At 68.5% G+C, this 14597-nt stretch carries 17 protein-coding genes and 1 riboswitch; of the genes, 16 read left to right on the top strand and 1 reads right to left on the bottom strand.

From position 1 onward, the window contains the following. Nucleotides 1-91 precede the first annotated feature (91 nt). From def to hisF, 13 genes are all read left to right on the top strand, one after another. Nucleotides 92-664, top strand: a complete 573-nt coding sequence (gene def, locus ABIB51_RS13765; RefSeq protein ID WP_354188910.1) for a peptide deformylase — start codon at nt 92-94, stop codon at nt 662-664. Beyond that, complete coding sequence (fmt, locus tag ABIB51_RS13760) at nt 661-1581, top strand: methionyl-tRNA formyltransferase (RefSeq protein ID WP_354188908.1); 921 nt, start codon at nt 661-663, stop codon at nt 1579-1581. Before def ends, fmt begins: the two co-directional genes overlap by 4 nt. After that, complete coding sequence (locus ABIB51_RS13755; protein ID WP_354188906.1) at nt 1578-3155, top strand: RsmB/NOP family class I SAM-dependent RNA methyltransferase; 1578 nt, start codon at nt 1578-1580, stop codon at nt 3153-3155. Before fmt ends, ABIB51_RS13755 begins: the two co-directional genes overlap by 4 nt. Nucleotides 3156-3207: 52 nt before the next feature. Beyond that, nucleotides 3208-3864, top strand: coding sequence for a ribulose-phosphate 3-epimerase (gene rpe, locus ABIB51_RS13750; protein ID WP_354188904.1), 657 nt, complete (start codon nt 3208-3210; stop codon nt 3862-3864). Between the two features lie 109 nt (nt 3865-3973). After that, a riboswitch (FMN riboswitch) is annotated at nt 3974-4124 on the top strand. 94 nt (nt 4125-4218) lie between these two features. Next, a complete protein-coding gene (gene pnuC / locus ABIB51_RS13745) occupies nt 4219-4917 on the top strand; it encodes a nicotinamide riboside transporter PnuC (RefSeq protein WP_354188902.1) in 699 nt (232 codons plus the stop codon). After that, nucleotides 4914-6068 (top strand): bifunctional diaminohydroxyphosphoribosylaminopyrimidine deaminase/5-amino-6-(5-phosphoribosylamino)uracil reductase RibD, encoded by a 1155-nt coding sequence (gene ribD, locus ABIB51_RS13740; RefSeq protein WP_354188900.1) that lies wholly within the window; start codon nt 4914-4916, stop codon nt 6066-6068. Before pnuC ends, ribD begins: the two co-directional genes overlap by 4 nt. Further along, entirely contained in the window at nt 6068-6721 is a 654-nt protein-coding gene (locus ABIB51_RS13735; RefSeq protein ID WP_354188898.1) for a riboflavin synthase, read from the top strand. Before ribD ends, ABIB51_RS13735 begins: the two co-directional genes overlap by 1 nt. Beyond that, nucleotides 6718-7401, top strand: a complete 684-nt coding sequence (gene ribB / locus ABIB51_RS13730; RefSeq protein WP_354188896.1) for a 3,4-dihydroxy-2-butanone-4-phosphate synthase — start codon at nt 6718-6720, stop codon at nt 7399-7401. Before ABIB51_RS13735 ends, ribB begins: the two co-directional genes overlap by 4 nt. Before the next feature lie 24 nt (nt 7402-7425). Then, on the top strand, nt 7426-8121 hold the full coding sequence (gene ribA, locus ABIB51_RS13725; RefSeq protein ID WP_354188894.1) for a GTP cyclohydrolase II: 696 nt from the start codon (nt 7426-7428) through the stop codon (nt 8119-8121). Between the two features lie 41 nt (nt 8122-8162). Further along, complete coding sequence (gene ribH, locus ABIB51_RS13720; RefSeq protein WP_354188892.1) at nt 8163-8648, top strand: 6,7-dimethyl-8-ribityllumazine synthase; 486 nt, start codon at nt 8163-8165, stop codon at nt 8646-8648. 118 nt (nt 8649-8766) lie between these two features. After that, the gene (locus ABIB51_RS13715) at nt 8767-9030 is read left to right on the top strand and encodes a phosphoribosyl-ATP diphosphatase (RefSeq protein ID WP_024367461.1); all 264 of its coding nucleotides are present in this window, start codon (nt 8767-8769) and stop codon (nt 9028-9030) included. A 104-nt stretch (nt 9031-9134) separates the two neighbouring features. Beyond that, nucleotides 9135-9977: an ATP phosphoribosyltransferase gene (gene hisG / locus ABIB51_RS13710; protein WP_354188890.1), complete on the top strand. Its 843-nt coding sequence runs from the start codon at nt 9135-9137 to the stop codon at nt 9975-9977. Between the two features lie 67 nt (nt 9978-10044). Then, on the top strand, nt 10045-10821 hold the full coding sequence (gene hisF, locus ABIB51_RS13705) for an imidazole glycerol phosphate synthase subunit HisF (RefSeq protein ID WP_354188888.1): 777 nt from the start codon (nt 10045-10047) through the stop codon (nt 10819-10821). 96 nt (nt 10822-10917) lie between these two features. Here hisF and ABIB51_RS13700 read toward each other — a convergent pair whose 3' ends face one another. Further along, nucleotides 10918-11562, bottom strand: a complete 645-nt coding sequence (locus tag ABIB51_RS13700) for a TIGR03085 family metal-binding protein (protein WP_354188886.1) — start codon at nt 11560-11562, stop codon at nt 10918-10920. A gap of 153 nt (nt 11563-11715) precedes the next feature. Here ABIB51_RS13700 and hisI point away from each other — a divergent pair, with 153 nt between their 5' ends. The 3 genes from hisI (at nt 11716) to ABIB51_RS13685 (ending at nt 14508) form a co-directional block, all read left to right on the top strand. Beyond that, a complete protein-coding gene (hisI, locus tag ABIB51_RS13695; protein WP_354188884.1) occupies nt 11716-12186 on the top strand; it encodes a phosphoribosyl-AMP cyclohydrolase in 471 nt (156 codons plus the stop codon). An 88-nt stretch (nt 12187-12274) separates the two neighbouring features. Next, the gene (locus ABIB51_RS13690; RefSeq protein ID WP_354188882.1) at nt 12275-13843 is read left to right on the top strand and encodes an anthranilate synthase component I; all 1569 of its coding nucleotides are present in this window, start codon (nt 12275-12277) and stop codon (nt 13841-13843) included. Next, nucleotides 13840-14508, top strand: a complete 669-nt coding sequence (locus ABIB51_RS13685) for a Trp biosynthesis-associated membrane protein (RefSeq protein WP_354188880.1) — start codon at nt 13840-13842, stop codon at nt 14506-14508. The genes ABIB51_RS13690 and ABIB51_RS13685 overlap by 4 nt, the downstream gene beginning before the upstream one ends. Nucleotides 14509-14597 lie beyond the last annotated feature (89 nt).

Here is a 14597-nt window from a genome sequence, read left to right as displayed (position 1 = left end):
CGGGCAGATCCGTCGAAGTCGTCAGGGACGACGCCGGGGCAACTAAACTGGATTGAATTCCGTAGCCGCCCATCGTAAGGACAGTTTGCACATGGCCATTTTGAATATCCGCATCATCGGCGATCCTGTGCTGCGCACAGTTGCAGATCCCGTGACGGAATTCGGGCCAGAACTGGCAAAGCTCGTGGCGGACATGACCGAGACCATGGAGGACGTCGACGGCGCAGGCCTGGCCGCTCCCCAGATCGGTGTGAGCCAGCGCGTCTTCACCTACCGGATCGGCGGGGTGGAGGGACACATCATCAACCCGGTGCTGGAAAACAGCGAGGACTTCCAGCCGGACGAGGTGGAGGGATGCCTCTCCATCCCCGGGCTGAGTTTCCCGGTCCGGCGCCGCAGCCACACCCGCGTCACCGGCGTGGACCTGCACGGCAACCCGGTCGCTGTGGAAGGCGTAGGCATGCTGGCCCGTTGCTTCCAGCACGAAACGGACCACCTTGACGGCATCCTGTTCACCGACCGCCTCGAGGGCGAGGACCGCAAGACCGCGCTGCGCGCCATCCGCAACGCGAACTACGACTCCATCACGGAACAGACGACGGCCAAGCGCGCCAAGACGGTAGGGTCCAGCTTCGGCGGTGGCGCCTTCGGAACCCCCCAGTGAGGGTTCTCTTCGCCGGGACACCCGCTGTCGCGGTGCCGTCCTTGGACGCCCTCGTTGCAGTCGGGTTCGACGTCGTCGCTGTCCTCACCCGGCCGGACGCACCGTTGGGGCGCAAGCGCGTGCTGACGCCGTCACCGGTGGCTGCCCGGGCCGCGGAACTCGGCATTGAGGTCATCCACGCGGCAAAGGTCGACGCCGACGTCACCGCACGGATCGCCGCCGCCGCCCCCGACGTCGCCGCGATCGTGGCCTACGGCGGACTGATTCCACGGGACGCCCTGGATGTTCCCCGGTACGGCTGGATTAACCTGCACTTCTCCCTGCTGCCGGCCTGGCGCGGCGCCGCACCGGTGCAGCGGGCAGTCATGGCCGGTGACGACGTCACCGGCGCCGTCACCTTCCTCCTCGAAGAAGGGCTGGACACCGGCCCGGTGCTCGGCACCCTGACCGAAAGCGTCCGCCCCGACGACACCGCGGGTGCGCTGCTGGAACGGCTCTCCCACAGCGGCGCCGTGCTGCTCACCCAGACGCTGTCCGCCGTCGACGCCGGCAAAGCGGCGGCCGTGCAGCAGCAAGGCGACGTCAGTCTGGCCCCCAAACTGACCCTCGACGACGGCCGGCTCGACTGGCGGCAACCCGCCCTCGCAATCGGGCGGCGGGCGCGCGGCGTCACGCCCGAGCCCGGCGCTTGGACCATGATGGACGGCCAACGGGTGAAACTCGCCCCCGTGCTACTCCGGCCCGAGGCCCCCGCCCTGCAACCCGGTCGGCTGGCGATGGACGGCAAAAGCGTGATCGTGGGTACAGGCTCACACCCGGTGGAACTCACCCGGATCCAGCCTTCGGGCAAGAAAATGATGACCGCCGCTGATTGGGCGCGCGGACAGGCAACACTTGAAAGCGTGGTATTCGAATGAGCGAGTCCGGGACTAGCGGCAGCGGCCGTGGCAGGGGCCCCCAGCGCGGCGCCGGTCAGAGTGGCGGCCAGGGCGGCCGCGGACGCGACGGCAGCATGCGCAACGCGCAGGGCCGCGAACGCAACCGCGGTCCGCAGCGCGGCTTCACCGAGAACGCGCCGTCACAGCGGACCCGCCGGGCGGATCCTGCCCGGCTGGTGGCTTTCGAAGTGCTGCGCGCCGTCGCGTCCGAAGACGCCTACGCCAACCTCGTGCTGCCGGCCCGGATCCGGCACCACGGACTGGACAAACGCGACGCCGGCTTCGCCACCGAACTGAGCTACGGCGCCCTGCGCGGCCAGGGCACCTATGATGCGATCCTGACCCGCTGCGTGGACCGGCCCCTGGACCAGCTGGATCCGGCCATCCTCGATGCACTCCGGATCGGCGTCCACCAGCTCGTCGCCATGCGCGTCCCCGCCCACGCCGCCCTGGACCAGACTGTCGGCCTGGCCCGCGCCGTGATCGGCGCCGGACCCTCCGCCCTCATCAACGCGGTCCTGCGCAAGGTCTCCGCGCACACGCTGGAGGAGTGGCTGGAACTGTTGCTCAGCGATGAGACGGACGAAACCAGGATCGCCTCGATCCGCTACGCCCACCCGGAATGGATTGTCCGCGCCTTGCGGCAGTCCCTCGTGACCCACGGCCGTCCGGTCAGCGAAATCAACGAACTTCTGGACGCCGACAACGCCGCCCCGGTGGTGAACCTCGTGGCGCTGCCCGGGCTCGGAAGCCTCGATGAAGCCCTCGACGGCGGGGCCACGCCCGGCGAACTCGTCGAAGGCTCGGCACTCTCCAGCGGAGGCGACCTCGGCCGCCTCGCCTCGGTCCGCGAAGGCAGCACCCGGGTCCAGGACGTCGGCTCGCAGCTCGTGGCCCGCGCCATGGCCGCCGCCGACCTCGGCACCGGCACCGGAACCGGCGCCGATGGGGCAGGCGAACGCTGGCTCGATCTGTGCGCCGGTCCCGGCGGCAAGGCCGCGCTGCTGGGCGCCCTCGCCCGCCAGCAGGGCGCAACCCTGCTGGCCAACGAACCCGCACCGCACCGCGCCAAGCTGGTCCGGCAAGCCCTGGCCGCCGTTCCGCACGAGGTCTGGCACGTCCGCACGGGCGACGGCCGCGAGATCGGCACGGAGATGGCGGAGAGCTTCGACCGCGTCCTGGTCGACGCGCCGTGCACCGGGCTCGGCGCCCTGCGCCGCCGCCCCGAGTCACGCTGGCGGCGCACCCCCAAGGACCTGGCGGACCTCGGTCCGCTGCAGCGCGAACTGCTCAAGTCCGCGCTGGCCGCCGTTAAACCCGGCGGCGTCGTCGCCTACGTGACGTGCTCGCCGCACCCCGCGGAGACCACCGCCGTCGTCAGCGATGTGCTGCGCAAACGCGACGACCTCGAACTGCTCGACGCCGGTGCGGCGCTGGACAGCGTCAGCCTCACCGGCCACCTCGAAGCCGGACACGAACTCACCGCCCAGCTCTGGCCGCATGTGCACCGGACCGACGCAATGTTCCTGGCGCTCATTCATAAGAAGGCCTGAGTTTCACCGATACTGGGGCACTGACAGCTAAGTACGAACGAAAAGGAAATCCATGGCCCAGTGCTGCATCAACCCGAGCATCCTTTCGGCTGACTTCGTCAACCTTGAGGCCGAACTGCGCCGCATCAGCAACGCAGACGCGGTGCACGTGGACGTCATGGACAACCACTTCGTGCCCAACCTGACCATCGGGCTGCCCGTGGTGCAGCGCATCCTGGCCGTCAGTCCGGTGCCGCTGGACGCCCACTTGATGATCGCCGACGCCGACCGCTGGGCGCCGGGCTTCGCGGACGCGGGGGTGGCCTCGGTGACTTTCCACGCCGAAGCCTCGATCGCGCCGATCAAACTCGCGCGGGAATTGCGCGCCCGCGGCGCCAAGGCCGGCATGGCGCTGCGTCCGGGCACCCCGGTGGAGCCCTACCTGGACATGCTCCCGGAACTGGACCTGCTGCTGATCATGACGGTGGAGCCCGGCTTCGGCGGACAGTCCTTCCTGGACCTGACCCTGCCCAAGATCCGGCGGGCCCGTGCGGCCATTGACGGCTCCGGCGTCAGCGTGGCGCTGCAGGTCGACGGCGGCATCACCGAGGAGACGATCGTGCGGGCCGCAGAAGCGGGAGCGAACGTCTTTGTGGCGGGGTCCGCCGTCTACGGCGCCGCAGACCCGGCTGAAGCCATCGAGCGGCTCCGGGCGGCCGGGAGCCGCTGACGCGGCAGCCTGACGCTACGGGGGCGGGACGAAGATGACGCCCGGCGACATATCGGCAGCGGGGGAATACCCCGGGCTACCCGGCAGTTGTGTCAGAATAACAACACACATACGTGCTCCGGGGTCGGTGTAAGTCCGAACCGGCGGTTATAGTCCGCGACCCGCGAGTCGGCGTTTTCCTTCGGGAGGAAGCCGGCGGACGGTTGAACCGGTGGAACTCCGGTACCGACAGTTAAAGTCTGGATGAGAGAAGCACGTACAGCTGTTACTGCGGTGTCCAATTAACGCCGTGGCATTGCGCTGTCGTATACCCCCGGAGCCATCGCGGTTCTTGAGGGAAGGAACGACACACGCATGGACCTCTTGCGATGGCTCTTCGAAGCGCAGATCCCGGTAGGCGGATCTGTTCTGATTCTTCGTGAAGTGCTAGGCAACATCTTTGGCCTCGCCAGCGCCTTCGGCGGCATGCGCCGCCGGGTCTGGGCATGGCCCGTCGGCATCGCCGGCAACTTACTGCTCCTGACCGTCTTCCTGGGCAACGTCTTCGGCTCCGCCACCCCCGCCACGCTGTGGGGACAGGCCGGTCGCCAGGTCATGTTCATCGTCGTCGCCCTCTATGGCTGGCACCGCTGGCAGCAGGGCAGGCAGTCAGCCGACGGCGGCGCCGCCGTCGCGCCGCGCTGGGCAAGCAACAAGACCCGGCTAATCCTGGCTCTCAGCCTCGTTGCGGGGACCGCCTCGCTGACGCCGCTCTTCGACTCGCTGGGCTCATACCCTCCGGTCTGGGCAGACGCCTGGACTTTCATGGGCTCGCTGCTGGCGACGTACGGCATGGCCCGGGGATGGACCGAATTCTGGCTCATCTGGGTGGCCGTGGACATCGTCGGTGTGCCGCTGCTGTTCAGCGCGGGCTACTACGCCAGCGCCGTCATGTACCTGTTCTACGGTTTCTTCACGCTCACCGGATTCTTCGTCTGGTGGCGCGCTTCGAAGCTGGCGGACCGGCCGGTAACGGTCGAAACCGCCTTCCCCGACCCGCAGGTGGCCAAATGAGCGCCCTCAACAGCGCCCTATTCAGCGCCGGATTCAGCGCCGCCGAGGTCACCGCCATGGACACTGCCCTCGAAACAGCCCGGCAAGGGCCACGGGGCGCCAACCCCCTGGTGGGCGCCGTCGTCATCGCCGCGGACGGAACCAACGTCGTCACCGGCTACCACCGCGGCGCCGGCACGGCCCACGCGGAAGCGGACGCAATCGCACAGGCGGCCGCCGCCGGCCTCGACCTCAGCGGCACCACCATGCTGGTCACACTGGAGCCCTGCAACCACTGCGGCCGCACCGGACCATGCGCCCAGGCGATCATCGACGCCGGTATCACCGACGTCGTCTATGCCGTCGACGACCCGCACGACCCGGCCGCCGGCGGGGCGGCGACGCTGCGTGCCGCCGGAGTCCGGGTCCGTTCCGGGCTCGGGGCCGGCGCAGCACTGGACCTGAACCGGCGCTGGTTCGACTCCGTCGCCGCCAAACGGCCCTTTGTCACCCTGCACATCGCGCAGACCCTGGACAGCCGGATCGCGGCCAGCGACGGCACCAGCCAGTGGATTTCCAGCCCGCAATCCCTCGCCGACAACCACGCCCTCCGCGGCCGGATCGACGCCATCCTCGTCGGAACCCAGACCGTGCTGGTCGACAACCCCCGGCTCACCGCCAGGAACGCCGACGGCGAACCGGCCGGCAGGCAGCCGCTGCGCGCCGTGATGGGCTACCGCGGAATTCCCGAAGGCGCGGCCATCAACGGCAACGACGGCAAGGTGCTGCACCTGCCCACCCGCGACCCGGTTGAGGCGCTGGACGTGCTGTTCGCGGCCGGTGTGCGGCACCTTATGGTCGAAGGCGGTTCCCGGATCCTGAGCGCGTTCCTCGCAGCGGGCCTCGTCGACGAACTGATTGTCTACCTCGCGCCGACGCTCCTGGGTTCCGGCACGCCGGCACTGGACGACCTTGGCGTCACCACCCTGGCCGAGGCACAGCAGTGGGACTGGGACCCCGCGTCCGGAGGGGCCGTCCAGATGCTCGGCCGCGACCTGCGGCTGCACCTGCGTCCCGCACCGAAAAACGGCTCCCAAGCAGCCGCCCCCACCACTTCATCCGATTCCATCCCGCGCCGCACGGGCGCGGAGACCGCCGCAGGAGGCATTTGATGTTCACCGGAATTATCGCCGAGCAGGGGCAGGTGTTGTCCGTTGAGCGCAACGGCGACATCAGCGCCACCGTCCGGCTGCACGCGCCCGGCTCCACCGAGGGGCTCGCCCTGGGCGGCTCGATCGCCGTCAACGGCGTCTGCCTCACCGCCACGGAGATCGACGGCAAGGACTTCAGCGTCGACGTCATGGGGGAAACCCTGACCCGGAGTACCATCGGCGAACTCGCCGCCGGGGACCCTGTCAACCTGGAGCGGTGCGTTCCGGCGGGCGGCCGCCTCGACGGCCACGTCGTCCAGGGCCACGTCGACGGCGTCGGGGAACTGCTGGAGCGCGAGGCCCTCGGCAACTGGGACCGGCTCCGTTTCGGGGTTCCCGCCGGACTGGCCAGGTACATCGCGGAAAAAGGCTCCATCGCCGTCGACGGCGTGTCCCTCACCGTGACCACCGTGAGCCGGGCATCGGAGCCGGCCCCGTGGTTCGAGGTGGGTCTGATCCCCACCACCCTGGCCGAAACCGGTCTGGGCGCGAAGAGCCTCGGCAGCCGGATTAACCTCGAAGTGGACGTGCTGGCGAAGTACACTGAGCGCCTGCTGGCATTTTCCGGCGGAGCAGCCGGGGGAGCAGCGCACGGGGAGGTGGCGGCACGATGAATGACCTTCAGGACCTGTCCGCAACAAAGAGCTCTCCGCACTCGGGACTCGATCCGATCGAGGACGCGATCCGCGCCATGGCGGCCGGCCGTCCCGTCCTCGTGGTCGACAACGAGGACCGCGAAAACGAAGGCGACATCATTTTTGCCGCGCAGCATGCCACCCCGGCCCTCATGGGCTGGACGGTCCGCTACAGCTCCGGGGTGATCTGCGTGCCCCTCGACGCCGACCGGGCCGACGCGCTGGCGCTCCCGCCCATGGTGGAAATCAACGAGGACGCCAAGGGCACTGCCTACACCGTGTCCTGCGACGCTGCAGTCGGCGTCAGCACCGGAATCTCCGCCACGGACCGGGCCCTGACGGCCCGGATCCTCGCCGACGCCGGCAGCGCGCCGTCCGCCTTGACCCGCCCCGGGCATGTTTTTCCCCTCCGCGCTGTTAAGGGAGGAGTGCGGGAACGTCCGGGCCACACCGAGGCGGCCGTGGACCTGTGCCGGTTGGCCGGCCTGGAACCCGTGGGAGTGATTTCAGAACTGGTGCACGACGACGGAGAAATGATGCGGCTGGACGGACTTCGCGGCTTCGCCCTGGAGCACGGCTGCCCGCTGATCTCGATCGCGGACCTGGTGGATTACCTTAATGCTGGACAGCGTGCCGGCAGTGCAGCGGACACCGTCTGAATGCCGTTTGACGAAGGAGAGACGATGACGACGTCGGAAGTACAAGAGATGAGCACGGGACGCCAGCCGCACCCGGTCAGCGGAGGACCGATCGTCCAGCTGCCCACGGCCTTCGGCACCTTTGTGGCGCAGGCGTGGACCGATCTGGCTACCGGGGCGGAGCACCTCGCGGTCAGTTCGCCGCTGCCGCCCACCGACGGGATGGCGCCGCTGGTGCGGCTGCATTCAGAGTGCCTCACCGGCGATGTGTTCGGTTCCTACCGCTGCGACTGCGGCGAGCAGCTGGCCTACGCGCTGGAGCTGATCAACGAGTCCGGCGGTACGCTGCTGTACCTGCGCGGGCAGGAAGGCCGCGGGATCGGCCTGGCCAACAAGGTGAAGGCCTACGCCCTGCAGGAAGCCGGCTTTGACACCGTGGAGGCCAACGAGCAGCTGGGCCTGCCCGTCGACGCGCGCTGCTACAAGGCCGCGGCCCAGATCCTGGCCGAGATGGGTCTGCATGAGGTCCGGCTGTTGAGCAATAACCCGGACAAGCAGGACCGGCTCGCCAAGGCCGGCGTCCGGGTGGTGGAGATGGTTCCCACCGAGGTGCCCTCCCGCGACGAAAACATCCGCTACCTGCAGACCAAAAAGGACCGGATGGACCACCGGCTCGTGCTGGACGTGCAGCCGGCGGCGCCCCTGGCCGGCCCGCGGGGCTTTGAACACGATCAGGACTGACCACGTACCACCCAACGACTTAGCAGAACAAGGAATTGCAGATGAGCGGACACGGCGCACCACAGATTGACCTCAGCACATTCAAGCCGGAGGAGACCTCCCAGCTGAAACTGGCCATCGTGGCCGCCAGCTGGCACACCCAGATCATGGACGGGCTGCTGGACGGCGCCCTCCGGGCGGCCCAGGACGCCGGCATCGGCGAGCCCACCGTGCTGCGCGTTCCCGGCACCTTCGAACTCCCCGTCGCGGCGGCCCGGCTGGCGCCGCACTTCGACGCCGTCGTGGCGCTGGGCGTCGTGATCCGCGGCGGAACCCCGCACTTCGAATATGTCTGCGAGGCCGCCACCCTGGGCCTGACCGAAGTCTCGGTGCGCACCGGCGTCCCCGTCGGCTTCGGCGTGCTGACGTGCGACACCGAACAGCAGGGCATCGACCGGGCCGGGCTGCCCGGCTCCACGGAGGACAAGGGCCACGAGGCCGTCACCGCCGCCCTCGCCACCGCCGTAACACTCCGCCAGTACAGCTGAAGCCCTGGCCCGTCCGCCCTTGCACGGCGGCCGCGGAATTGTGGAATCGCTCACAACCCGGCCGTCATGCAAGGGCCCGGCAGGCACCGCCCAGCTGCGAGCAAGTAGGCTGGAGGGTGTGAAGAATTTCGAATCGCTGTTCGCAGAACTGAGTGAGAAGGCCGCCGTCCGTCCGGAGGGCTCCCGCACCGTCGCCGAACTGGATTCCGGAGTCCACGGCATCGGCAAGAAAGTCGTGGAAGAAGCAGCCGAGGTCTGGATGGCTGCCGAGTACGAATCCGATGAAGCCGCGGCGGAAGAAATCTCGCAGCTGCTCTATCACCTGCAGGTTCTGATGCTCGCCAAAGGACTCAGCCTGGAAGACGTCTACAAGCATCTCTAGCCACGTCCGCACCGGAAGCCCGCCGGAATTTTTGGCGGAACCGGTGAAATGCGTGGCCCGCTGTGCCTGAACCGACTGTTCCTAAACCCAGAAAGACCTCCCCAATGCTGAGAGTTGCCGTCCCCAACAAGGGATCCCTGTCCGAAGCCGCCTCCGCCATGCTCGCCGAGGCCGGCTACCGCCAGCGCCGCGACACCCGCGAGCTGGTCATGGTGGACCCGGACAACGACATTGAATTCTTCTTCCTCCGCCCGCGCGACATCGCCGTGTACGTCGGGCAGGGCACGCTCGACGTCGGTATCACCGGACGCGACCTGCTGCTCGACGCCGAGGTGGAAGCCGAAGAGCTGCTGCCGCTGGGCTTCGCCGCTTCCACTTTCCGCTTTGCCGGCCCGGTGGGCGACTTCACCTCCGTTGACCAGCTGGAAGGCAAGCGCCTCGCCACCAGTTACGACGGGCTGCTCCGCGGCTACCTCGCCGAGCGCGGCATCAAGGCCAAGGTGGTGCGCCTCGACGGAGCCGTTGAATCCTCCGTCCGGCTGGGCGTCGCGGACGCGATCGCCGACGTCGTCGAAACCGGCAGCACCCTCAAGGCAGCCGGAATGGAGATCTTCGGCGAGCCGATCCTGCGCTCCGAATCCGTGCTGATCGGCCGCAAGGGCGAACAGAACCCGGCCGCCGAGGTGCTGATCCGCCGCCTGCAGGGCGTCCTGGTGGCCCGGCAGTACGTGCTGATGGACTACGACATCCGCAAGGAACTCGTCGAAGAAGCCGCTGCCCTCACGCCGGGACTGGAATCGCCCACAGTCTCGCCCCTGCGCGACTCGGACTGGGTGGCTGTGCGCTCGATGGTGCCCAAGAAGGACACCAACCGGATCATGGACGAGCTCTACGACCTCGGCGCCCGCGCCATCCTCGTCAGCAGCATCCACGCCTGCCGCATCTGAGCACCGGCGCGTCCGTGACTCAACTTTCCGTCAGTGAATCTTCCGTGAGCGAATACCAGGAGAAGCCATGACCGTAGCCGTGCGCGTCATCCCGTGCCTTGACGTCGACGCCGGCCGCGTGGTCAAAGGCATCAATTTCGAAGGGCTGCGCGACGCCGGTGACCCCGTGGAACTCGCACACCGCTATGACAACGGCGGCGCCGACGAACTGACGTTCCTCGACGTCACCGCGTCCTCGGGCAACCGCGAGACCACCTTCGACGTCGTCCGCCGCACCGCCGAGGAAGTCTTCATCCCGCTGACCGTCGGCGGCGGCGTCCGCGGCGTCGCCGAAGTGGACAAGCTCCTGCGCTACGGCGCGGACAAGGCAGCCATCAACACGGCCGCCGTCGCCCGGCCCGACGTGATCGACGAGATCACCCGGCACTTCGGCTCCCAGGTCCTCGTGCTGTCCCTCGACGCACGCCGCACCCGCCCGGGCTCGGAGCCCACCACTTCCGGCTTCGAGGTGACCACCCACGGCGGCCGCCAGGGGACCGGGATTGACGCCATCGCCTGGGCGCGTGAAGCCGCAGACCGCGGCGTGGGCGAAATCCTGCTCAATTCGATCGACGCCGACGGTACCAAGGACGGCTTCGACCTGGAACTCATCCGCCTCGCGCGGGCCGGAGTGAAGGTGCCGCTCATCGCGTCGGGCGGGGCCGGGAAGCCGGAGCATTTCCCGCCGGCCGTGGCGGCAGGCGCCGACGCCGTCCTTGCCGCCTCAGTGTTCCACTTCGGCCCGCTGGACATGATTGCCCAGGTCAAGAAGGCCATCCGCGACGCAGGCTTCGAGGTCCGCTGACGCGGGCCAGGCAGCGGGGACAGCAAGAACGCGGGGCCGGTAACCTTGATAACCGGCCCCGCGTTTTCGTTTGTATTCGTTCGCCGGAGCGCCGGTTCAGAGCCCGACTTCGGCGGACTGCAGCAGTGCGACGGCGTCCGGCTGGCCTTCGAAGGTGACAAGGGCGTGGCGGGTGCGGCCATGGGCATGCATCAGCAGTTCGCCCGGTTCGCCGACAATGGCCACCGAGACGGGAGCCCGCTTGGCCACATGGCGCGGCCCGGAGGGGCGCACCAGGACAATGCCCAGGTCCACGCCGCGGTAGAGGATCGCCGCACGCTTGACCAGCTCGTCCCACAGGGCGTCCGAGTACTCCTCATCGAGCGCGCGCGGAGCCCAGCGGTCGACTGCCCGGCGGACGTCCTCGGTGTGGACGAAGTACTCGATCAGGTTGGAACTTTCGTCCAGGGCCTTGATCTTCATGGGCGAGAGCGGGGGAGGGCCGGCGCGGAACGTGTTGACCAGCTTGTTGTAGTCCTCGGGCGTCTGGAGCTTGGCCGCCAGCTTGGCTGTGGCCTGGTCCGAGGCCTTGGACAGCCGCTTAATCAGGAGGCCCAGCCCGACCGCGGCTTTACGCTCCCGAAGGTACAGGTGGGCGGCAAGGTGCCGGGTGAGCCAGCCCCTGCAGAGCGTGGGGGAGTCAGGACCGGCCGCCAGCAGGGTTTCGGCCAGGACTTCTCGGGACGGATCGACGAAATGCATCACTTGTGAAACTAGCACGAGACTGCGGGGCGTGCGCACCGGAACCGCCGTCGTGTGGCTGCGGGGGGCATTTCACCCCTAATTGGCTCCGATGTTAAGCGCAGCTGTGGGGAGGCCAAGCCCCGCCCCTCGGCAGGCATTAGACTTGAGCTGATGTCTGAGCAGCCCGCCCCCGCCCCCGTCCCGAGTCGGACCGTCCCGAATCCGACCGCCGCGAGTCCGGCCGCCGCGAGTCCGGCCGCTCCGAGTTCGACCGCCGGTCCGACGCCGCCGGTCAGCCCCCTCCCTGCCGGCCTCGCCGAGGCCTTGAAGCGCGACAACGCCGGCCTGGTGGCCGCGATTGTCCAGCAATTCGACACCAACGAAGTGCTGATGCTCGGCTGGATGGATGACGAGGCGCTGCACCGCACCATGACCACCGGCCGCGTGACGTTCTATTCGCGCTCCCGCCAGGAATACTGGCGCAAGGGTGACACGTCCGGCCACGTGCAGTGGGTCAAGTCCCTCGCGATGGATTGTGACGGCGATGCCTTGCTGGTCCGCGTCGACCAGGTCGGCGCGGCCTGCCACACGGGGACCCGGACCTGTTTTGACGGCCGGGACCTCGACGTCGTCATCAGCTGAAGACTCAGCCGGACCGGCACGCACAGCATTTGAGGCTTCGGGACCGAAGCTTCCGGAACCATTGACAGAACAGGCGGAAACCACAGCCATGCAGGACCTTGGAATCATCAGCCCGGGCCTGGAGGAGTTCCGTGAACTCGCAGGCCACAGCCGCGTCATCCCCGTCCGGCTGAAGGTGCTTGCCGACGCGGAAACCCCGATCGGGCTGTACCGTAAGCTCGCCCAGGGCCAGCCCGGCACCTTCCTGATGGAATCGGCCGCTGTCGGCGGTGCCTGGTCCCGCTACTCGTTCATCGGCGCCCGTTCCCGGGCCACCCTGACCACCAAGGACGGGCAGGCGCACTGGCTCGGCCAGCCGCCAGTCGGGGTGCCGCTCGACGGCAGCCCGGTCGAGGCGATCCGGGACACCATCGAGGCGCTCCGCACCGAACGGTTCGAAGGACTGCCGCCGTTCACCTCCGGGCTCGTCGGATTCCTCGGCTGGGAAACAGTCCGGCACTGGGAAAAACTGACCAGCCCGCCGGAAGACGACCTCGACCTGCCCGAGATGGCCCTGAACCTCGTCACGGACATGGCCGTCCACGACAACATGGACGGCACCGTGCTGTTGATCGCCAACGCCATCAACTTCGACAACAGCTCCGAACGCGTCGACGAGGCGTGGCACGACGCCGTCGCCCGGGTGAAGGCCTTGCTGGCCCAGGTCAGCACCCCCGTGAGGCAGCCCGTCTCCGTGCTGGAGACCGCCGCCCTGGACTTCGCCTCCAGCGTGCAGGAACGCTGGGACGAGACCGACTACCTCGCCGCCCTGGACCGCGGCAAGGAAGCGATCGTCGACGGCGAAGTCTTCCAGGTGGTCATCTCGCGCCGCTTCGAAATGGAATGCGGCGCGGACCCGCTGGACGTCTACCGGGTGCTCCGGAACACCAACCCCAGCCCGTACATGTACATCTTCAGCCTCGAGGACGCCGACGGCCGGCAGTATTCGATTGTCGGGTCCTCCCCGGAGGCCCTCGTGACCGTGACCGGGGAAGAGGTCATCACGCACCCCATCGCCGGTTCAAGGCCGCGCGGCAAGACGATCGAAGCGGACAAGGCCCTGGCAGAGGAACTCCTGGCGGACCAGAAGGAACGCGCCGAGCACCTTATGCTGGTGGACCTTTCCCGCAACGACCTCTCCAAGGTCTGCGTCGCCGGCTCCGTCGACGTCACGCAGTTCATGGAAGTCGAACGGTTCAGCCACATCATGCACCTGGTGTCCACGGTGGTCGGCAAGCTCGCCCCCGTGGCCAAGGCCTATGACGTGCTGCGGGCCACGTTCCCCGCCGGTACCCTCTCGGGCGCCCCCAAGCCGCGGGCACTGCGCCTCCTGGACGAACTCGAACCCCACCGCCGCGGCATCTACGGCGGTGTGGTGGGCTACCTCGACTTCGCTGGGGACATGGACATGGCGATCGCCATCCGCTCCGCCCTGCTGTGCGAAGGCCGGGCCTACGTCCAGGCCGGCGGCGGGATCGTGGCCGACTCGGTCAACCCCACCGAGGCCCTCGAAACCGTCAACAAGGCCGCCGCCCCGCTCCGGGCCGTGCACACCGCCGGCTCGCTGCACAACATCACGGCCGATTCCATCACCGACGCTGCGACGGAGAACCCATGACCAGCCCCGACACCACGCCAGGGACCACCTCCGGGACCACCGTCAAGAGCACCAGCCGCGCCGTGCCGCGCTGGGCCCGGAAGTCCACCCTCGTGCTGGTCATCGCCGCGCTGTCCCTGGCGGTCTTCGGCAGCACCACCCAGACCTGGCTGACCGTCCACCTCGACCCCACCCAGCTGGGCCAGGCCGTCAACAGCCAGGACGGCCTGCAGGTACAGGGCAGCAAGGCCGCCACCACCGTGACGGCCCTCGCGCTCGTGGCCCTCGCGGGCGGACTCGCCGCCTCGATCGCCGGCCGGATCGCGCGCTGGATCATCACCGCCATTATCCTGCTCGCCTCCGCCGGCATCGTCAGCGCGGCCGCCATCGTGCTCGCGGATCCACTGGCCGCCGCCCAGGGCTCGATCGCCGCCGCCACCGGCATCAGCGGCAGCAACGTCCAGGTGGCCGTCACCGCCTTCCCGGCCCTCGCCGTCGTCGCCGGCTCCCTCCTGGGACTCAGCGCCCTGGCGATTGTTCCCGCGGGACGCTACTGGAAGGCGCGCACGAAATATGACGCAGTACCTGCCGCCGCCGCCGCGGGCTCCGCTGCCGACGCGCCTGCCGGGCCGGCGGACGAAATCGACAGCTGGGACCGGCTGTCACGCGGCGACGATCCCACCTGAGCCGATGCCGCGTGCGCGCCCAGCAGCGCGTCCAAAAAACACGGCCAATAAATGGCAGAATGTAAGCAGTATTCATCCCGAGGAGATTT

The organism is Arthrobacter sp. UYCu712 (genome assembly GCF_040547005.1).
Classification (GTDB): domain Bacteria; phylum Actinomycetota; class Actinomycetes; order Actinomycetales; family Micrococcaceae; genus Arthrobacter.
The sequence above is the reverse complement of the archived record's forward strand: the minus strand, read 5'-3'. Positions and strand labels throughout refer to the sequence as shown.